The organism is Stieleria magnilauensis (assembly GCA_007753675.1).
Lineage (GTDB): Bacteria > Planctomycetota > Planctomycetia > Pirellulales > Pirellulaceae > Stieleria > Stieleria magnilauensis.
This window is the reverse complement of sequence record CP036432.1, coordinates 2,335,975-2,357,261: the sequence shown is the minus strand read 5'-3', so window position 1 is coordinate 2,357,261 and position 21,287 is coordinate 2,335,975. Positions and strand designations below refer to the sequence as shown.

The window sequence follows — 21,287 nt, the reverse complement described above, 5'->3', positions numbered from 1 at the left end:
AAGGCCAACGGTTGCTGGTGTGCAGGCTTCAGCCGCCTCATTTCGCTGCTCCGCAGCGAGGGGATGCGCCTGAAGGCTGGACACCAACGGTTGCTGGTGTGCAGGCTTCAGCCGCCCGTCTTGCTGCTTCGCAGCGCGTGGGGATGCGCCTGAAGGCTGGACACCAACGGTTGCTGGTGTGCAGGCTTTAGCCGCCTCATTTCGCTGCTCCGCAGCGAGGGGATGCGCCTGAAGGCTGGACACCAACGTGCGCTGGTGTGCAGGCTTCAGCCGCCCATCTTGCTGCTTCGCAGCGCGTGGGGGATGCGCCTGAAGGCTGGACACCAACGGTTGCTGGTGTGCAGGCTTCAGCCGCCCGTCTTGCTGCTTCGCAGCGCGTGGGGGATGCGCCTGAAGGCTGGACACCAACGTGCGCTGGTGTGCAGGCTTTAGCCGCCTCGTTTCGCTGCTCCGCAGCGAAACGGGTAGCGCCTTAACGCGAGTCGTCCACAATCGCACGGGGTTCACCCCGCGTGAAACGAACCGTTTGGGCGAAATGACGACAGTTCTTTGGTCTGTCGGTGACCGGTTTCGGGCGTGGGATGGTATCCTGTGTCAGGTGCGGACAGGACCGGATGAAGAGGATTCATCCGTCGGCACCCTTTTCCAACGTTCAACGATCCCCCAAAAGCGCTAACGAAGGCGAAACCATGGGCCAAGCTATTCAAGAATTCACCGATCTGCTGCTTCGCCAAGGCATCATCAGCTTGGACCAGCTCTCCGAAGCGGAACAGGTCTCCCGAGACACCTCGACCGATGTCGGCGACATTCTGGTCCAGATGGAATATGCCACGCCCGAGGAAGTCGCCCGGGCAATGGCCAAGTTCCACAAAATCCCCTTCGTCGACCTGCGGGAAGCACGCATCCCCGAAGACGTGATCGAACTCGTTCCCGAATCGGTCGCCCGGGAAAACATGGTGCTGCCCTACAGCGTCGAAGACGGCGCGCTGCGGATTTTGATCGCCGACCCCTTCGATCTGGAAACGATCGAAAAGCTGCGGTTCATCCTGAACCGCAAGATCGAAACCGCGTTGGCCCCCAAAGAGGCGATTCAGGGGGCGATCAACCAGTACTACGGGCAGGTCGAAGGGGAATCGGCTGACTCGATGTTGCAGGAGTTCACCGACACGGCGATCGACTTCACCGAAACCGAATCGGGCGACTCCGCCGACGCCGCCGACGATGCCGATGACAGCAGCGCGCCGGTGATCAAGCTGGTCAACCTGATGATCCAGGAAGCCGTCCAGTTGCGGGCCAGCGACATCCACGTCGAACCGTTCGAAGAGCGGGTGCGGATCCGTTATCGAATTGACGGCGTTTGTGTCGAACGGGAAAGCGCCCCGCGGCGGATGCTGTCCGCCCTGATCGCCCGGATCAAGATTCTGTCCAAGATCGACATTTCGGAAAAACGGCGGCCGACCGACGGGCGGATCAAAATCACGGTGGGGGACAAGCAACTCGATTTGCGGGTCAGCATCATCCCCACCAACCACGGCCAATCCTGCGTGATGCGGCTGTTGGACAAGGACAACATCAAAGTCGGCGTGCGGCAGCTGGGGCTCAACCAGCGCGACTACCGGACCTTCAACTCGCTGATCCGGCGGCCCAACGGGATCATCCTGGTGACCGGCCCGACGGGGTCGGGAAAGACGACGACGCTGTACGCGGCACTCAACGCGCTCAACCGACCCGACCGCAAGGTGATCACGGCGGAGGACCCGGTGGAGTACTACTTGCCGGGGATCAACCAGGTCGAAGTCCGGCACTCGATCGGGCTCGATTTCGCCCGCATCATCCGCTCCATGCTGCGGCAGGCACCCAACATCATCCTGGTTGGAGAAATGCGTGACCACGAGACCGCATCGATGGGAATCCAGGCTTCACTGACTGGACACCTGGTTTTTAGTACTCTGCATACGAACGATGCGCCCAGTTCTATTAGCCGAATGGTGGACATTGGTGTACCCAGCTACATGGTGGCCAGTTCGGTCATCGCGATCTTGGCCCAGCGGCTGGTGCGGACGATTTGCCCGCGCTGCAAGGTCCGCTACCAGCCCACCGAAGCGGTCATCGCCGACTCCATGCTGCCGCCGGAAATGGTCGCCCAAGGGGAGTTCTCTCGGGGAAAGGGCTGTCCCTACTGTGGACGGACCGGGTACCGCGGCCGAATCGGCATCTACGAGCTGATGGTCGTCAACGGAAAGCTGCGTGAGATGATGTTCCGCGGGGCAGACACCAAGGAGCTCCGCATCGAAGCGATAAATAGCGGTATGTCAACACTTTACGCCGATGGGATGCTGAAGGTGATCCGCGGGATCACGACCTTTGAAGAGGTCTATCGGGTGGCCAAGCAGACCGAGCAGGAGCCGCTCGCGCTGAGCCACTTGGTCGCCGATTTGGATTCGCTCTAAGCCCTTCCGATCGGTCGATTTGGGCAAACCATCCGCTCCGCCGAGCGGTTTTGGAATGCTGGCAATTCGGCCGCTGTTTCCTCTCCCAGCCTTGTCCGCGACATCGTGACAAACGTCGGCTGGGAGCAGGACGGTTCCGCTGTGAATCGACAGCGGTCGCCAATCCACCCGTTCGGTTCTTCCGGGGGGGCCTTGGCGAAAAGTTTCGCGTCGATGGCGAAGTTTTTTGAAGTTTTCGCGTGGGGCGGACATAATGCCTGCACTTCGGGGAAAACTTGTTCTACTTCTCGCCATCACAATCGTTCCCCTGGAGTGGCCGGAGCGGATCAGCGGACGGTTCCGCTGACCCGCCCCGGCCGCAACCCCTAGAGAAAAATGATTCTTCTCGCACTTGAGGTAAACCATCGATGGCAACCGTGCTGATCGACAAACTGCTCCATGCAGCAATCAAACAGGGCGTCAGCGACATTCACATTGTCGTCGGTCAGCCCCCGGTGTTTCGTTTGCACGGTCGGATGCGGAAGCTGGAAACCAAGACGCTCGAAGGCGAGGACGCGGTCGCGTTGATGAAGTCGATCACGCCGGAGCGTTGCCAGCGTGAATTGCAGGAATCGGGCAGCACCGACTTCGGGTTCGCGTTTGGCGAGATGGCCCGCTTCCGGGTTTCGGTCTTCAAGCAGCGCGGTTTCATCTCGATGGTGCTGCGTCAGATTCCCAATGACAAGCTCACGCCGGAGCAGCTGGGATTGCCCGAAGCTGTCGTCAAATTGACGCACCGGCCGCGGGGGCTGTTTTTGGTGACCGGCCCGACGGGTTCGGGAAAGTCGACGACGTTGGCCAGTTTGATCAACCTGCTCAACGAGACGGTCGACCACCACATCATCACGATCGAGGACCCGATCGAGTTTTATCACGACCACAAGATGAGCACGATCAACCAGCGTGAAGTCGGGGTGGACGTGCCGAGTTTCTCCGAAGCGATTCGCCGGGCGTTGCGGCAGGACCCCGACGTGATTCTGGTCGGCGAGCTGCGTGACTTGGAGACGATCGAAGCGGCGATCAGTGCGGCCGAAACCGGTCACGTGGTGTTCGGCACGCTGCACACCAACAGTGCCCAGGGCACCGTCAACCGGATCATCGACGCCTTCCCGGGAAACCTGCAGGACCAGATTCGGACCCAGTTGGCCAGTACGCTGATCGGCGTGGTCGCCCAGACGCTGTTGCCCAAGATCGGCGGCGGGCGTTGTGCGGCTTATGAAGTGTTGGTGGTCACCCCGGGGGTTTCCAACCTGATCCGCGAGAACAAAACGTTCCGGATCAGCAGTGCGATGCAGACCGGTGCCAAGTTCGGGATGCAGTTGATGGATGATGCCTTGTTCCTCCACTGGAAGAACGAATTGGTGACCGTCGAAGACGCGCTGGCCAAGGCGCATCGTCCCGATGACTTGGCCAAACGCATCGTCCAGGCCCGTCGCGGGTTGGACGATTCGCCGGTCCCGATCGGTGACGAAGACTAGCGTGACCACTGCGACGACATGAACCAGCGGCGGACTGCAGCACCCAAGCCGGTCTCCGCCGACACTACCAAAATCTCGAATCCTCCTTTTCAAGCATTACACCCATGGCACAGCGTCGCATTGGACAGATCCTGGTCGACCTTGGTTTCCTGACCGACGAACAACGCGACATTGTGTTGGAGGAACAGGAGCAGCAGCCCGGTGCGCTGTTCGGAAAAGTCGCCGAGGACATGCAGTTGATCACCGAAGATCAGCTGGTCCAGGGCTTGGCCGAGCAGATGTCGATGCAGACGATCTCGCTGGAAGAGATTCAGCTGGAGCCGGAGCTAGTGGAGAAGTTGACCGAAACGATGGCCCAGCTTTACCGCGTGGTGCCGATTCGATTCGAAGGCAACCAGTTGACCGTCGCGACGTGCGACCCACAGAACTTGAGCGTCCAGGACGAATTGCGGACGTTTCTCGGTTACGACATCGAAGTGCTAGTGGCGACCGAACGCGACATCAACACGACGATCGGACGCTACTATGACAGCGAAGCCGAGAGCGTCGAAAAGCTGGTCGCCGAGCTGGCCGAAGACGAGGAATTGAAGGCGGCGGTGTCGGCGCTGGAGAGTGAGAAATTCAACATCACCGACGCCGAGGCGTTGGCCGATTCGGCGCCGGTGCGAAAGCTGTTGAACATGGTGTTGCTGTTGGCGATCAAGGACCACGCCAGCGACATTCACTTGGAGCCGTTCGAAGACGAGTTTCGGATCCGTATCAAAGCCGAAGGCGTGTTGTACGAAATGGTTCCGCCGCCGCGGCACTTGGCGTTCGCGATCACGACACGCATCAAGGTGATGGCCAATTTGGACATCGCCGAGCGACGGTTGCCGCAAGACGGTCGGATCGAGTTGATGGTCGGCGGTCACCCGGTCGACCTTCGCGTCAGCGTGTTGCCGACGATCTTCGGCGAAAGCGTCGTCATGCGGGTGCTGGACCGCTCGGTCGTGAACCTGTCGCTGGACAACGTCGGGATGGACGAGGCGATGATGAAGAAATTTCGTCACGCGATCGATCGTCCCAACGGCATCATCCTGGTGACCGGGCCGACCGGTAGCGGAAAGACGACGACGTTGTATTCGACGTTGTCGGAAATGAACGACATCAAGGACAAATTGATCACGACCGAAGACCCGGTCGAGTACGACATCGACGGCATCATCCAAATCCCGATCGACCACGACGCCGGCGTCACCTTCGCCAGCTGTTTGCGGGCGATTCTGCGGCAGGACCCCGACATCATCCTGGTCGGCGAGATCCGTGACTTGGAGACGGCGGAAATCGCGATCCAGGCCGCGTTGACCGGCCACCTGGTGTTCAGCACCCTGCACACCAACAGCGCCCCGGCGACGGTGACCCGGTTGAAGGACATGGGGATCCCGGCGTTCATGACCTGTGCGACCGTCGAAGCGATTTTGGCCCAGCGGCTGGTTCGCCGGATCTGCCAGAAATGTCGTGAAGAAACCAAGGCCAACGTCGAGCTGCTGTTCCAACTGGGGCTCAAGCCCGAAGACGTCGGCGGCAGAAAGTTCTTCCGCGGCACGGGATGCGATCAGTGCAACAACACCGGCTACAAGGGCCGGATTGCGTTGTTCGAATTAATGATCTTGAACGACAAGATTCGCGAGATGGTCATGGGCAATGCCTCGACCGATGAATTGCGTGAAGAAGCGGCCAAGGACGGCATGACGACGCTCCGCGACGCGGGGATGGCGATGGCCTATGACGGGATCACGACGTTGGACGAAGTCGTCCGCGAGACGGTTTCGGAATAAGCCCAGTGGCGTGCCGCCGCAGGGGCGACGGGCACGCCGATTTGAACACACATTTTTAAGCATCACTTTTAAAGAGACGGCCGGTGCCGTGCCGCAACGCAGTACGCGTTGGGCAGGAGCCGGCTTACCGCCGAGGGCTACCGAGAATGCCTACCTATCAATTCGAAGCAATGGACGCGGCCGGACAAGAGATCCGGGATGAGATCGATGCCGCGAGCGAAGAGGAGGCGCAAACCACTATTCGCCAGATGGGGTACTTCGTCACGAAGATCTCCGTCAAGAAACAGGCGGCCGCCGGTGGTGCCAAGAAGAAGGGCAAACGCGGCTTTGCGATCGGCGGTGCCAAGACCAAGCACATCTGCGCCTTCACCCGTCAGCTCTCGATTCTGCAAGACGCCGGGCTGCCGATTCTGCGCTCGCTGAAGATTTTGGAGAACAACCAGAAGCCGGGCAAGTTGAAGTTCGCACTGATGGACGTTTGCGATGAAATCGAAGGCGGGGCGACGCTCAGCGAAGCGATGTCCAAGTCGCCCAAGATCTTCAGCCGGCTGTACGTCAACATGATCAAGGCCGGTGAGGCCGGTGGTGCGTTGGAAACCATTTTGCAGCGGTTGGCGGAGTTCCTCGAACGCGCCGAATCGCTCAAACGAAAGGTCAAGGGCGCGTTGATCTATCCGATCGTCGTGGCGATCGTCGCGATCTTGATTCTGACCGGGATCATGATCTTCATCGTTCCGACGTTTGAAGAGATGTTCGAAGAGTTCGAATTGAAGCTGCCCGCGCCGACGCTGTTGCTGATCGCGATGAGTAACTACATGGCCAGCTATTGGTGGCTGTTGATCGTGATGCCGATCATGTTCCTGTTGTTCATCAAATTGATGCGCAAGTTCCGTCACGGGCGGACCGGGTTTGACATGTTCATCATCAAGATCCCGATCTTCGGCGGCTTGTTGGAAAAGAACATTTTGGCCCGGACGACGCGGACCCTGGGGACACTGGTCAGTAGCGGTGTGCCGATTTTGGAGGCGTTGGCGATCACGCGGGAGACGGCCGGCAACGCGGTGTTCGAGAAACTGTTCACGAAAGTCAACGAGGCGGTGCGTGAAGGGGAAGTGATCAGTAAACCGCTGCGAGAGGAGAGCCGGCTGGGATTTCACCCGATGGCGGTGTTCTTCTTCGCAGTCTTCGGCGCGTTCCCGGGCTTGTTGCTGTTGTCGGTCGCGATCACCAGTCGTGGGACGAAATTGGACGACGGCGTGATGGTCCAGACGTTGACCTTCATCGCGGCTTACGCGATCGGCGGCGGGGCGGTCGGAGCCGGTCTGTTTTACGCACTCAAAATCAAAACCCGCGTCGTCAACGACCTGGTCGTCAACATGGTCGACGTCGGCGAGGAGACGGGCGAGTTGGACACGATGTTGTACAAGGTCGCCGACCAATATGACGAAGAGGTTCGGACGATGACCGACGGCCTGACGGCGTTGATCGAGCCGTTGATGATCGTGTTCCTGGGGGTCACGGTCGGCTTCATTGTGATCAGCTTGTTCATGCCGTTGATCAGTTTGATCACCAGCCTGTCCAGTTGACAACTAATCAAACCAAGTTTGGCAGGCTTGGAGCCTGTCAAACGAAACCATTTTGACGGGCTTCGCGGCCCGCCCAATCGCAGCGACTCGCCGTGCAAGCGAGCGAGTCATCACCTAACGACCAGCGGCCAGCAGGCTGCGCCATCCATCGAGCGGAACCGAACGATGATCAAACGAATGAACAACCAACGAAGCGAAACGCATCGAAGCGGATTCACGCTCGTCGAATTACTGGTGGTGATCACCATCATCGCCGCCATCGCCGGCCTGACCATCCCGGCCGTCGGCGTGGTGATGAAAACGGTTCGCATGAAAGCAATGCGTGCGGAGATGTCCAACATCGAAGGCGGCATCGATTCGTACTACACCAAGTACGGTGACTACCCGCCGGACTTTTCCAATTGGAACATCGTCAAACGTCACTACCTAAAAATCTTCCCCGACATCGCGCAGAGCGAGTTGGATCTCCTGTATCGACTGTGTGACGTTCGGATCGACAACGACAACACGAGCAACCCACCCCAGATGACTCCGAATCCGCAATCGATCGCTTGGGATCCGACGGCGATGGACCGATCGGAGGTATTGGTGTGGTCGCTGGGGGGATTCAGCGCCGATCCGCAATACCCCTTCACCGGCCCAGGCGGTCCGTTGGTCACGATACCCAACACTGCGAATCCGGCGCCCGATGATCCGCAGTACTACGAATACAACCCGACCCGCAATGCGCCGGAAGTTAACTTTGCGCCCGATCGACTATCGATCGTCAACTACAACGCCTCGCTCGGTGCTCGGTCCTTTACCAACCGCAACATGAGCAACGACGAGTCTATATACTCAACCGGAAACGCAGACGTGTTTCCGAGTTACGTTTTGCGTGACGGCGGCGCGCCGACCGTGTACTTCGATGCCCGGACATACAACTCGTTCGTCACCACCGGAAGCGGCGATCAATTCAACGGCTACGCCCGCTTGGTCGAAGGCGAATGGGATTCCATTCGTCCGGTCTATTCAACGACGTCCAACAACCCACCGACGAACCCACCCTATGGTTCTCGCTTTGCGGCTTCACAAGGCTGGCAATTCATGAACCCACAAACGTACCAGGTGTTATCTCCTGGGCTGGATGGATTGTATAGCGACGTTGCTGATTCGGACGGTGAGGATCCTACTAATGCAAATCCGGCGTATTTTCAAGTCAACGGCGGCATGATTGTCCTCGATCCGACTGCGAATACGCCGACTGGACCGCTCGGTTCGGGGGGGTTGCAGGTATCAGCGGTTCAGAAATTTGATGTGACCGGGTTGCCCACACCTTCACTGAAAGCCTCCCAGAATCCCTTCCGTGACAACTTGGCCAACTTTCTCGACCAAGGCACATTTTATGACGCATTGGATTGACGACAAACTGCTTGATTCTGTACTCCGATATCGATCATTTGTGGTCCGTCAATGCAATCGTCCCAATCTGGCTTAGAACCCATGCACCACCGAAAATCACACGACAGACTCATCGCACGCTCACGACGTGGCAAGTCGCGAGCGTTCACGCTCGTCGAGCTGTTGGTTGTGATGACCGTCATGGTTTCACTGGGGGGCATGCTGACCTATGCCCTTGCCTCGGCCCAGACAGACGCGCGGATCAAACGCACTCAGGCGGACGTTGTGACGATCGGACAGTTGCTTCAAACGCGACTGAGTGATGTCTCATTGTCGAAGATGAATCTGGCCTACGGACGAACCATTCCGCAATTGGTCCGGGCGGGTGTGTTGGGGACAACGGCCTTGGACGGAACCGTATTGACAAACCCCGGTAGTCCGCAGCCGACAACGTCGGAGTACCAGAAGATCATGGCGGACGAACAAGCGCGCTTGATCCTGCTGGCGCGTCGCGACATGCTGAGAATGGTAATGCCAGAATGTCAACGTGATCTGTTGTATCCGCCGGCGACGTTGCAATACAGGACACGTGCGGTCGCTGCGACTTCAGCAGCGGCTCGAACGACCAACTGGTATCCTAACGCCGCGCAACTGAAGCCGCCGGCGCAGTGGAATCAAATGCGGACGTTGCTGGGGTTGTACTCGGCCGAGACCATTGACTTTCATTGGGCTGGCAGCCCCGCGACCGATCCGGAGGTGGATGCGATCGCGTTGGCGGCAAGCAACACTGATTTTGACAATCTGTTGCGGCACAACGTGAACGTGCCCTACACGGGCCCTGCGTCCGCGACACCGATCTCGTGGACGCGTCAGCACGAATCGTCGGAGTGTTTGTTTTTGATTCTGGCGACGACCGAGTTGTTCGGGAAAAAAGCGATCGACCAGATCCCTACGTCGCGGATCAAGGACACCGATGGTGACGGCGTCCCAGAGATTCTAGACGCCTGGGACCAACCCTATGTGTTCGTCCGCAATCCGGTCGGTTTTCGTTCACCAGCGATCGCGAACTACGATCCGACCGGCGCGACGGAGATCGAGCAATATCCCTCCGAGCCCGATGCGTTGGACCTGTTGTTGGTGGATTTCCGATTCGACACGCGAACCCATCCCAACCCGTCTCCCTACACGACCGAGTCGCCGTTTCACCCGATCTATTTGCCGCCCGCGGTGATCAGTTCCGGGAGGGACAAGACATTTGGATTGAAGCGTTCGTATGCGGACGAGGACAACGACGGGACGGTGGAGTTCGGCGTCAATTCTTATTACAGCTCATCGGTCGTCGGCTTGACGCCCGGCAGCATCGGCCCGATATACCCGGGGTTGCCCGGGTTCCGGTTTCCCGATCCCTATTTCAACGTGTCCTCCGTGCCATTCGCCAATGCGGGGCCGTACTACATGTCCGCGGCCGGCACGGTGCTGACCAAAGAAGGCGGCGGTTATGGAGCGGTGATTCAGCCCGATCCGGACGGCGATTTCCGCGACGCGGCCGCCGACAATATCTCATCTCTGGACGCAGGCTTCTAAATGATTTCGATGATCACAAATCGCAAGACGCTGTTTCCGAAAGCGTTCACGCTGATCGAGTTGCTCGTCGCGTTGACGATCGCTTCGGCGCTGACCGCGATCGCATTGCCGACGCTCAAAGACAGCATGCGGCAAAATACGTTGTCGCGGAGTGCGTCGCTGGTCAAAGGCGCATTCATCAACGCCCGTGGCCAAGCCATCCGTACGGGACGTCCGTTCGGGTTGGTGATTGAACGTCGCCAACGTCGGATCGGCGACGGAGCCGCCAGCGGCCTAAATTTCTTTGGCGCCAATTACGCCACTCGGATCTACTACGTCCAATCGCCGATCGAATATCGTGGTGACTCTCAGAACGCGCAGGCCTATCCCTATCTGAGTACCGCTTGGGCTCCCAATCCGGCCCCGCCGGCCAACCAAACCCTTCCCAACTCGGTCATCGCAAAATTCTTCGTTCCGCTGGAATCCGCCGGGGTGCTCTACGCCGCCGTGAACGGTTCGGCCCCCGCGAGGCGCTTGATCGGTGACGGCACACGGTTCGCGATCGGCGGGTCGGACTACGATTTCGAACTCGATTTGGCGCGGTCACGCACGATCACTGCCGCCCAGGCATCGACGTTGGGGATCACACCCGCCGTGCCCGGTTCGCTGATCATTTTTAACCACCGATCGATTGCCCCCGAACGCAATTCGAATCCAGGCGTTTACACCAACGCCATCGCAACGTCGCAGTTCCCGGCGCGTTTGGAATTGGGCCAAGGTTACAGTTTCAAATTTCAAACCAACCCGATTCGTGCACCATTGTCACCGGTAACGATGATCGGCAAAACGGTTGTCGACCTGTCGATCTCCGGAACCGGTTCGGAACCTTTGCTGTTCAACGCACAGAACATCGTGGACACCGATCCGGCCAATGTGATTCCGGCGTTGGATCCCGATTCCTTGTTGCAAGACGTGGTGGTGATGTTCGCGCCGGACGGTCGGCTGGACGGCGTGTTTTCCAGCCGCCGCGATCCGTCCATCTCTGCGCCCCAGACGATCCCGGGCTTTTACGTTGAACGACTCGATCCGTCCACGACCGTCGCGTTCAACGTTGGGTTCGTTGACGGCATTTTGGACAACATCGATGACGGGGCTCGCTATCCGTACGCGGTCCCGGGGACGGATCCACAGGTCAACACCGATGATCCGCCGCTGGAAAGCTTGCCGCCGTGGCCGAGTGCACTGACGTCGAAGAAGGTTCCCAACTTTGCCAATTCGGATTGTGCTTGGATCAGCATCCATCCACTCAGCGGCGCGATCTCTTTGGACACCGTTGCCGGTCAACCGCCGCAGGCGAAGTTCTATTCGTACTACGGATTCTCCACGGCCAACGGAAGCCAGTCGGCGCGGAACGTGATTCGAGAACGCCTGCACCAATCTCGCCGACTCACCACTGCCGGTACCACTCAATGATTATGCCGAAGACGACTCCAATCCCTACCGATCCAATGACGTCACGGCGACATTCACCTCGTCGCCGCGGTCTGTCGATCATGGAAGTTCTGTTCGCGATCGGCGTGTTGACGATCGGATTGATGGGCGTCGCGTTCATCCTGCCGGTCGCGACGAACAATGCCGCGATGGCGCTGCAGGACGATCGCGCGGTTGAAGAAGTCAACAATCGAATCGCGACCGATCTGGCCAAGCTGAATCAAAACATTTCGTACTTGACGCAAGCGGAAAACGCGCACACGACGCAGAACTTTTTCTACACGACATCACCTCCTTATCCGACCGTCGTGCTGGAAGACAAAGGCTTTTACTCCAACGGCGCCGCACTGCCCGGGACGCTCGATCGATTCACCAGTGTGTCGTTGGATCAATTGCCACGAGCGTTTTGCATCGATCCTTGGTTTCTTTCCTCGGCCAATACGTTGCGATTCAACGGATCGTCCGCCGACGCCAACGGATACGACCGCACGTTGTTTCCTTGTTATGACCCGCAGTACGTTCCGGCGATTTCCCCCGCAAATGCGATCGCCGAGTCGCACGCGGAAACGTGGACGTGGCCGGCATACACCAATCGATCACAACCGGGAGCAGGTGCCAACATTCCTGCCCGCACAGTTCGTTGGAATACGCCCCGGTTTGTCAGACTCTCATTGCCGGCGATCGCACAAAACGACACCCCGGCGCTTGCGGCGTCGCGTTTCTTCTCGACCTCGGGCGATGACCTGTCGATCGTCACCGCGTCGGACTCAACGCTCGGTGCCGGGTTGTTTGTCCAACGCAGCACCAATGACATGCGATCGTTGACCAAGTCGACGGTCACCGGGCGATACTCATCGATGGTGATGATGAGCCAGTCGGCCAGGGGAAGCAATTCATACGACGCCGCAGTGGTCACGATGAAGGACCGTCGCTTGGTGACCGTTCCCGGAGGCGAGATTCTGCCGAGTGGCGACGACTTGAAACATCAACTGCGACCGTACTCTTGGGCGGTTCCCGGCTCACAGAATCCTCCGGACAACCAGCTGACCTTTCCCGGTGAAGTGATGGGATATGTTACCTATGCGGCGAACGTGATTCGTGGAGGCGGAGGAGGAGAATTCATCTTTCGAACTTCTGGCGCGACCTACCCGGACGTGAAGGAAGGCGGTTGGATTTGCTTGATACGGCAGGAGTATCGCCGCGATCCATATTCCATTCCTGATTCAAGTGCCCCGACTGTCGTCCCTCCGACAATTAGTCGACGTTTAAACAAATTGACGCCGACGGCGCGATCCTCGGTCTTCGATAACGAGCCCACGGGCCCGTTGCACTTTGCTTGGTTCCAAATCACCTCCGTGACGGCAGGACCGACGCTGGACAGTTCGGTCCCCCTACGTCCGGTCTATGACACACAAGTTGCCGTGCGCGGCCCCGATTGGGTGTTTCATCCCAGCCAAATTCAACCGGCGATCAATGGGAACGGCCACTACGGTCCGCCGTATCGCAGGAATGAAGTCGTGCCGCCGGGAGCGACAACCGAATACAGCTACACAGCGGCTACCGGACATCCGGACCTGGGAACCATTGTGGTCGTGATGCCTGACGTGATCAGCGTCAAACAATTCCCGTTTCAGTTTTAGTGTTAGAGAAGACCGTCGGCACAGACGCCGTCGGTGCGAATTGATCGCGCTGCCATCTTATGACAAGGCGAAGCGCTCCCCCTGTTTCTCATCGAGCCAAGCGATTTGGCCTTTTCTGAAAATCACCGAATCGCAAGACCAAACATGATACCAAAAGTTTCCAAACAAGATCGCCACGGTGTTGTCCTCTTGATCGTGCTGGGGATGTTGTCCCTGTTCACGGTCCTTGTGATCAGCTTTGTCGTGTTCAGCTCCCAAATGGCACGCACCGCGTACTCCAACAAGGAACGGCAACGGACCGCGATTCCGGTGGACGAACCGATCGAATCGGCGCTGTTGCAATTGGTCGTCGGCACCAACAATCCGCGATCGGCGGCGTTCGGGCATAGTTTGCTGGAGGACATGTACGGCAACGACGGCGTGCAGATGCGAGTCGGCCACCTGCGCGGCAATGTTAACCGCAATAACTTGCCGATCACGCTGTACAACCAACCAGCGTTGCGAGATAAAGTCGCTGGCACGTTGCTGTTGCCGATACCGCGTGACGGCAGCGGAAACATCAACGGGACCCCCGAGACGACGCTGTTCAAGTTCCCGACCAACTTGGTTTCCTGGTACGACGAAGGTGAACTGAGTAACCCGGCGATCGATCGTTCGCCGGGATATGCCAGTTTGAGCCCGGTCAACACCTATCGTTACCACATCGAACAACGTCCCGATCTGGACGACGTGTTTGCCGGCCGATTGGTGACGTTTGACGAAGGGCCGCTAGCGGGTGTGACGTTTCGGGTGATCCGTTCCTTTGGTCGTCAAAACGGCGAACCCGAAGTGGCGCGACAGAACAATCTGCCCGCGCCGCCGCTGCCCGTCGGACGAACGCTGGATGATGTGGTTCGGCCCGATCCGACTGACAACACCAACGCACCGTACAACAACCCGAACAACTACGTTGCCGAAGAGTACTTGCTGGCCGGTTGCTTTGTGATCGACTTGTCGGAGATGCCGAGTGAGGAAATCGAGTTTCAAGGCACCCAGCAACCGCTGTACGACGTCGCGGATCGATTTCCAAATGCCTTGCTCTACAGCCCAGGACCCGATGGCCAGCCCGGACGGGCCGGCGTTGACGACAACGGCGACAATGTGATTGATGATGCCGGCGAGTTCGGCGCGCCGTACAGCGATGACATCGGTTACGGATTCACGATGAACGGAGTTCCGTTCAATGGCCGCGGCCTGAACCCGAGCGGATTGACGGGGATCGGCCGCGACGGCGTTGTCGTTGATCCCTTCGCCGACATGGAATTGCAGCAGAACGCCGCGTTGATGGGCGGCACGATTCGGCCCGGCAACTTTGCCTCCACGGGGCGGTTCCCTGAACCGGATGAGCAGTGGGATGCGGCGGGGTTGGAAAACTGGTTCCTGGCCTATCAACCGAGCGACCATCGTCGCGTCGACACGACGTCGCCGACCTTCGTGCCCGTCTATCCCGGGACGTTTAACGAAACAGAATTGCATCGGCAGCTTGGCCAGAACGTGATCCCGTCGTTCCATCGTCCCTCGGTGATCAACTACTTGATGAACGCACCGATCTGGATCGAGGAAGACATTGCCAACGGAATCGATCGGTCCAACCCTGCAAACCAGCGAAATTTCGCGACGATCGTGGCGAGCCCAAACTTGACGTCGCCGACCAACGATCATTTGCGCCTAGCCGCATTGATTCGCCGCATTCGCCGGGCAACGACCCGGCCGTTGAACATTTCGCACCAGTTTTTGACCGGCGGTGCCCGCGACAATTATGGGGACCTGGACGGAGACGGGGTGTCCTACGATGGCGCCCCCGGATTCTCCGGATCCAATCCCGTCCCCGTGATGAGTCAAACGTTGGACTTGAGTGTCGACTTGTCGAACATGGCCAACTTCAACCAGACGGCTCAGGATTTGAGGGCACTTGCGACTTGGTTGGTCAATGGGCCGTGGGATGTCGACAACGACGGCGACGGTTTGCCCGATAGTGTTTGGACCGACATGGGGCTGCCGGACATCCAGGCGCCCGATGGGACATTGATCCGTCCGCTGGTCGCTCCCTTGATCGAAGACATGGACGGCAAGTTGAACCTGAATTTCGCGGGCAACTTGTCTCAATTGGTGAAAAACCGATTTGTTGAGCGTCCCACTAGTGGAGGCCGCTCCGATCGCCGCTATTTCAACGAAACCGAATACTTTTCGGTGCAACAGATGCTCGGATCGTTCGGGTTTGGTGGTGGCGTTGGCCCTGGCGAAGTCGACTTTTCGCATCTTTTCAGTTCCGATTCGGTTCCTGGTGGATTCATCGGCCCGCTGCCGACCAGCCAGGTTGGAACACGACTGTCGTTTCGCAATAACGCAACGAATATCGGTCTCTTGCGTTCGCGTTATGGAAACCTGTTGAACGTGCGGAATGGTGGTCAGATTTACGACTATCTGGCGCCCTACCCTGGGCTGAACGAACACAAGCTACCCGCCGCCGGCGACGCACAAAATCCGCTCCGGTTATCCAGCGCGCTTTCAAAGATCCCATTCCCGACTCCGTTGCCGGTAAACCCGACGGACCCGTTACTCCACGGGTCATACAGCTATTGGGGACGCCCAATGGACTTGATGGGCGTGTCCACGACTCGTAAGGATCACCGCGGCAATCAGCAATTCACATTGGGTGTCGTTCCGCCCGGCGTGATCCCGAACTCGGAACAGGACATCGATGACAAGGCGAACCACGTCTATGAATTGGGAGTCACCTCTCCGCTTGGCGACGACACTCCCTATACTCCGACCGAATACATTGACCTGCTTCAAAATGGTCGCATCGGCGGACGATTGTCGGAACTGCTTGGGGATGCGGTTCGACGAAATGCGGCACTTCGTAACCTGATCACGGTCGAAAGCCGAAGTGTCGATTCACCCGAGGTTCCTGGCGCTCCCAGCTTGGGACGATTGCTTGCCGAAAAGCTGCGGATCGCGTCGGTTCCTTACCTCGAACAACAAGTCCACTTGGATCGGATGCTTGCGGTTGAACTGCGCAAAGGGTCCAAGCTGAACGTCAACCGGGCTCTTGGCAACGGCGAAAACAGCATCTCCACGCAGTTGTTCACCGATGGGCGGACGCCGACCAATCCTGGAGCCGCGTTCAATCCTGTTGACCCAGATATCGTCGTTGATGAATCGCGAGAAGGCCAAAATCGCGTGGTCTCCACGGGCGGTCCACAACCGAACAATGTCCGCAGCAACGAACGGGCCTTCCCGGTGATCGCCGGTTCGTATCCGCAACAAGCCACGGCGAATGCGAAGTATGCGCCGACGCATTACATGCCGGTGCATTCGACGACCGCCCCGGGTACTCCGATGGTCCCGGATTTCGATGGGTATGACCTCAACGGTGACGGAATCCTGGATACGACCAACGACGTGGGGACCATGTTTAGTGTTGATCACGACAACGACTCTGCAACCGCACCGTTGACAACCATGTTGAAGGCGCCGACCGGTGAAGAGCTTCTTGCGCGTCATTTGTACGTGTTGATGTTCACGCTGATTCATGATCCCATCACGCACCCCAACGGCATCGAGTTGGTGAGACATTTTCCGTATCCCGGTGGTGCGTTTGGCGGAAACACCAACAACCCGACGGCCGCGGAAATCAATAATCGAAACCATTACGTAGCAAACCGTCTAGCACAATGGGCGGTCAACGTGGTGGACTTCCGTGACACAAACGTTGCCCGAACGCGGCTTCGCTTTGATCTCAATCCGTTTGACGGATTCAATCCGGAAATAGCCGCCGTCAACGTGGTATGGGGAATGGAACGTCCGGAGGTGGAACTGACCGAAGCAATCGCGTTTCACGATAAGAGATTGAAACGAAATCTGGAAACGAATCTAAACCTCGTTGATGCAGATGGCGAGTTAAAAGATGACGTAGACAATGACCCCGCTAACGCTCCGGATCCAGACAGTGACATGGATCAGTTTCGGATTCCGTTGGCCAGCGCCTTTGTCGAACTTCACTCGCTACGATCGCCAGATGATGGGAACGCCGTCGTCGGGCAGGAGTCGTTTCCGCGTGAATTCTATAACGCGGTGGGTGAGTTGGAATTAGGACGAGTCGTCGGGTCTGGAAGCAATATTTCACCCGTTTGGAGACTTGCGGTCGGCGCACCGACAGGAGGAGATGCAAATAAAAGCACCCGTTGGCTGTTTGATGCAAACAGGCTCCATGATTTGGCTTCCAATGACGGAAGGATCGAAGAGACGAGTCATTTGGAGTATGACGGGAATCAGATGAATGACTACGATCCGATGGCGGCGCCGCCGACCGCGCCCAGTGTCAATGACGCGCGTGACGACTGGAATGAAGGCATCCGCCACAGCGTAGAGATCGCGACCCCGCCGTTTCCGTTAGTTGCCGGGACTGAGCGTGTTCGCTTAGCCAACCCGGATTACTCAACTGCCGGTGCTGGAACTCGAGACTTTGACGTATTTCTTGAGCGTTTCGTGCTTTTCTCGAATGTCACTCCGAGTGCGACGTTGGATGTGATGAATCCGACGAGTGCTTTGCGGAGTGGGATGAACGTTTCAAACGTTTATTACAACCCGCAACAGATTCAAATCCCGGGCAATCCCAACCCAACAATTGCACCGGCCGTATTGGGACCGGGTGAATATGGAATCGTCGCGCCACGCGTTTCAACGGTCCTTGGCCAGACGCGGAATTCCAATTCCAGTACCACTCCGAATTATCTTTATAGCCCTGTCGAACAACGATTCGAGTTTGCTCTTCAGGGAGCGACAATCGATTTTAGGTTGAATTATCGCGACCTCGGACCACTGGTCGCGGGGGCAAATTCAAACACTCCGCGATACTTTGAAGACCATGCGAACTATCACATTCGGCGCGTTCGGCCGTTCATCTGTGAATCGCTTTATCCGCATCAGGTCGATCCGATGGCCGTGGATCCGGTGAGTGCATCCTGGAGCACCTACTTCGGTGACCCGCGTTTTGCGCCAGAAAACCGCGTCGACATGGGGTTCAATATAAGTGCTCCTCTGCCGGGGCCGAACTACTATCCGGCACCGACGCAACGCATTTTGACGATGAATGCGGACAATTATCCTCTCGCCGATGGATATCGCGACTATGAGAGTTTAACCGGGCTGCACCCTGATGTTCCGTTCGATCACGAAGCCGGACGTCCGCTTAACGACAACAGTTACACCGTTGGGCCCGCTTCCAACGAGGTCCTTGTCACTTGGAGTGCCGTTGGAACCCATCAAGACGCTAGGACGATCTTTCTGCAGCGGCTGGCGGATCCGACACGCCCCTTCCATCCTGTCGACAACCCCTATCTGACAGAAGACTTTATTCCGGTCGATCTTACAACTTACAACGGTGAAGAAGACGTACGGACCCCGGTGGATCGAGACGGGGACGGCGACCCCACGAATGACAACTACTTTGCCGATCAAGCCAGATCGTTTTACGACGACATGGGAATGGAATTCACTCCCCCGGTAAAGATGGATTCGCGTCGCAAAATCCCTGCTGTCGGAAAAGATCGGCCATTTACCGCTCTGATTCCCAATGGAAGTGCCGGTACAGGCATTGCAGCAACGTTCGATCGAGTAACGGGGGTACACCGTTCACCATTCAGTGCGACGTTTAATGTTCTCAGACGAAGCCAAACGCGTGTGCTCGGTGGACCACCCGCTGCGCCGCGGGCCTATTGGGAATTTGAAATCGGATCCACTTGGTATGACCAAGACAGGGAGAGTATCGATGGATCTGGCATGGGCAATGATGATGGTATTGAAACGCGTTATAGTCCCAATTTGACATTTGATGATGATGTCAACCCGGCGGCTCCGCGCCAGCAATTCAAGCAGACATTGGGTTATGTCAATCGGGAATATGGATTTCCGATCCGATTTGGCCAGCCACAAGCCACCAGCGGAAACAACGCGACTGCCAATGTGGGAATGCCGCAGGATGTCGCGATGCTTTCTTTGCCGTGGTTGAATCGTGATTTTCAATCACCGATGGAATTGATCAATGTGCCCGCAGTTTCACGCACGTCCTTGCTCGCAACGTTTACGCCCGGAACTTTGCTCGACGTCGATAGCGGAACGCAAGAATGGCGTGAGAGAACAACGCCGTTTGGGCACCTGCTCGGTTTTGAAAGCGGTTATTCAAAATTCCGCGGCGCGGATATTCAGCAGGATGTGAGCGGTACCTATACCAATCGCCTGCCGCTGGGGAACACCGAAGATGCGCAGGACCCAGACTATCTAGACAACGTTGGTCAATTCACTGGTGATCGAGCCGGATTTGAACAGATCTTCGACTACATCGATATCGGACCGGTTTGGTTTGACAGCCAGCGTTGGTTTGATCCGATCAAGGTGGTGCACCGAACCGATTCATTGCTGTCCGGCCAGACGGTGAACTACCAACAACGGGCACAATTGTTTAACCGCGTCGTGACCACATTGCAGCCGCCGTACAACTATGTCGGCAAGCACCGTACTCCCGGCAAAATCAATTTGAACACGACGCCGGATTACATTCGCAAGGGCCCCGGATTCCAAGGCACCGACCCGTCGGCTCCGCCCGCTGTCTTGGCAGCCGAGACTCGGGATCGATTCCTTGATGCGTTGGAGCTGCCCGATACACCTGCCTCAACGGCCCCCGTGGTCAACCTTCTGCGTGCGAATCCGACCAATCTGACCGCCGACAACGATGGGTTTACGCCCGAATTCCGAAACTCCCGGTTGTTTGGTAACGGCTCGGTCTATCGGTCCTTGGCATATGGGTTTTCGACGCAATATGAACTTGATTCTTACTTCGATACTTCAGCGGTTCCACAGTTTCAAATCAACTATGGAGCGCCGTCTGTGATGGGCGAGAATAACGCGTACGAACGAACGGTGGATTCGCCCTTCGGTCGGTCGTTTAAAGCGTTTATTGAGAGTCGTCGAGGATATCCACATACTCTTCGCGGGGCAGCCAACCTTTTGAATCCCGAGTTGGATTGGCGTTATCCGACCCGGTTTGCAGGCGTTTTCGGTGCCGCACGTTCGAGTTCGTTGGGAAGCGTCCAGCGTTTCATGCGTGCGGACGAAACCTGGACGGGTGGGACTGATATCGGTTCAGTACGTAGGACGCACGATATGGGGCTTTTGCGACCGCACCCTGATTTCGACGAACGTCTGATTCCTTTGGCTGTTCGTGATCAGCACAACGATACGACGACGGATCCGACGACGTACTCGGTCAGCGTCAATAGTCCCAGTGCGACCGGCGGTGATGCAAGTTTTGCATTGGTGGTTGAATATGATCCGACAGCGGATGCAATTAATGATGGCGGTCAACCGACGAACGATACGACGTTACCGGCGACACAGGTGCGGACCGATTTGCCGGCGGACACGTATAACACCTCTGTCGCAGTGAATCGACATAAGATCTCGATGCTCAATTCGGGGCTGTTCGAACGTCCGCAAGCGGAACTTCATTCGAATTTCCGCCACTTGAACCGCGATAGCAAGTTCCGATTCGAAAACGCCGCTCGATTGGCCAACCTGACCACCAATCACAGCAACGTGTTCCTGATCCGCATGACGACCAGCTACTTCGTCGTCGATCCGATCACCGGCGCCGTCGGCCAAGAGTACGTCGACGCGACTGGTGAACCTGTCCGGTCCAAGGCAACCTTCATGGTCGACCGTTCGATCCCCGTCGGGTTCCTCCGCGGCAAGACACTCAATGCACGCAACACCGTGATCTACTCGGAAGTTCAGGAGTGATGGT

The 21,287-nt window shown here is 57.6% G+C and carries 9 protein-coding genes; all 9 read left to right on the top strand.

Translation table 11 applies throughout. From position 1 onward, the window contains the following. Positions 1–689 precede the first annotated feature (689 nt). Positions 690–2,450 carry a GspE/PulE family protein gene (locus TBK1r_RS08420; RefSeq protein ID WP_145208895.1) on the top strand — a complete coding sequence of 587 codons (1,761 nt, stop codon included), beginning with the start codon at positions 690–692 and terminating at the stop codon, positions 2,448–2,450. A gap of 407 nt (positions 2,451–2,857) precedes the next feature. Then, positions 2,858–3,967 carry a type IV pilus twitching motility protein PilT gene (locus TBK1r_RS08415; protein ID WP_145208893.1) on the top strand — a complete coding sequence of 370 codons (1,110 nt, stop codon included), beginning with the start codon at positions 2,858–2,860 and terminating at the stop codon, positions 3,965–3,967. A gap of 104 nt (positions 3,968–4,071) precedes the next feature. Next, on the top strand, positions 4,072–5,784 hold the full coding sequence (locus TBK1r_RS08410; protein ID WP_145208891.1) for a GspE/PulE family protein: 1,713 nt from the start codon (positions 4,072–4,074) through the stop codon (positions 5,782–5,784). Positions 5,785–5,930: 146 nt separating this feature from the next. Then, a complete protein-coding gene (locus tag TBK1r_RS08405) occupies positions 5,931–7,370 on the top strand; it encodes a type II secretion system F family protein (protein WP_145208889.1) in 1,440 nt (479 codons plus the stop codon). Between the two features lie 177 nt (positions 7,371–7,547). Next, positions 7,548–8,771, top strand: coding sequence for a type II secretion system protein (locus TBK1r_RS08400; protein ID WP_145208887.1), 1,224 nt, complete (start codon positions 7,548–7,550; stop codon positions 8,769–8,771). Between the two features lie 81 nt (positions 8,772–8,852). Next, positions 8,853–10,334, top strand: coding sequence for a type II secretion system protein (locus TBK1r_RS08395; protein WP_419581127.1), 1,482 nt, complete (start codon positions 8,853–8,855; stop codon positions 10,332–10,334). 9 nt (positions 10,335–10,343) lie between these two features. Further along, a complete protein-coding gene (locus tag TBK1r_RS08390) occupies positions 10,344–11,786 on the top strand; it encodes a pilus assembly FimT family protein (protein WP_419581126.1) in 1,443 nt (480 codons plus the stop codon). 35 nt (positions 11,787–11,821) lie between these two features. Further along, positions 11,822–13,444 carry a type IV pilus modification PilV family protein gene (locus TBK1r_RS08385; protein ID WP_145208880.1) on the top strand — a complete coding sequence of 541 codons (1,623 nt, stop codon included), beginning with the start codon at positions 11,822–11,824 and terminating at the stop codon, positions 13,442–13,444. A gap of 144 nt (positions 13,445–13,588) precedes the next feature. Continuing rightward, positions 13,589–21,283 (top strand): hypothetical protein, encoded by a 7,695-nt coding sequence (locus tag TBK1r_RS08380; RefSeq protein ID WP_145208878.1) that lies wholly within the window; start codon positions 13,589–13,591, stop codon positions 21,281–21,283. The last annotated feature ends 4 nt before the right edge of the window (positions 21,284–21,287 follow it).

Bases quoted from the DNA above. Each gene is read 5' to 3' on its own strand.
- TBK1r_RS08420 (WP_145208895.1), top strand. From the start codon at position 690: ATGGGCCAAGCTATTCAAGAATTCACCGATCTGCTGCTTCGCCAAGGC.
- TBK1r_RS08415 (WP_145208893.1), top strand. From the start codon at position 2,858: ATGGCAACCGTGCTGATCGACAAACTGCTCCATGCAGCAATCAAACAG.
- TBK1r_RS08410 (WP_145208891.1), top strand. From the start codon at position 4,072: ATGGCACAGCGTCGCATTGGACAGATCCTGGTCGACCTTGGTTTCCTG.
- TBK1r_RS08405 (WP_145208889.1), top strand. From the start codon at position 5,931: ATGCCTACCTATCAATTCGAAGCAATGGACGCGGCCGGACAAGAGATC.
- TBK1r_RS08400 (WP_145208887.1), top strand. From the start codon at position 7,548: ATGAACAACCAACGAAGCGAAACGCATCGAAGCGGATTCACGCTCGTC.
- TBK1r_RS08395 (WP_419581127.1), top strand. From the start codon at position 8,853: ATGCACCACCGAAAATCACACGACAGACTCATCGCACGCTCACGACGT.
- TBK1r_RS08390 (WP_419581126.1), top strand. From the start codon at position 10,344: ATGATCACAAATCGCAAGACGCTGTTTCCGAAAGCGTTCACGCTGATC.
- TBK1r_RS08385 (WP_145208880.1), top strand. From the start codon at position 11,822: ATGACGTCACGGCGACATTCACCTCGTCGCCGCGGTCTGTCGATCATG.
- TBK1r_RS08380 (WP_145208878.1), top strand. From the start codon at position 13,589: ATGATACCAAAAGTTTCCAAACAAGATCGCCACGGTGTTGTCCTCTTG.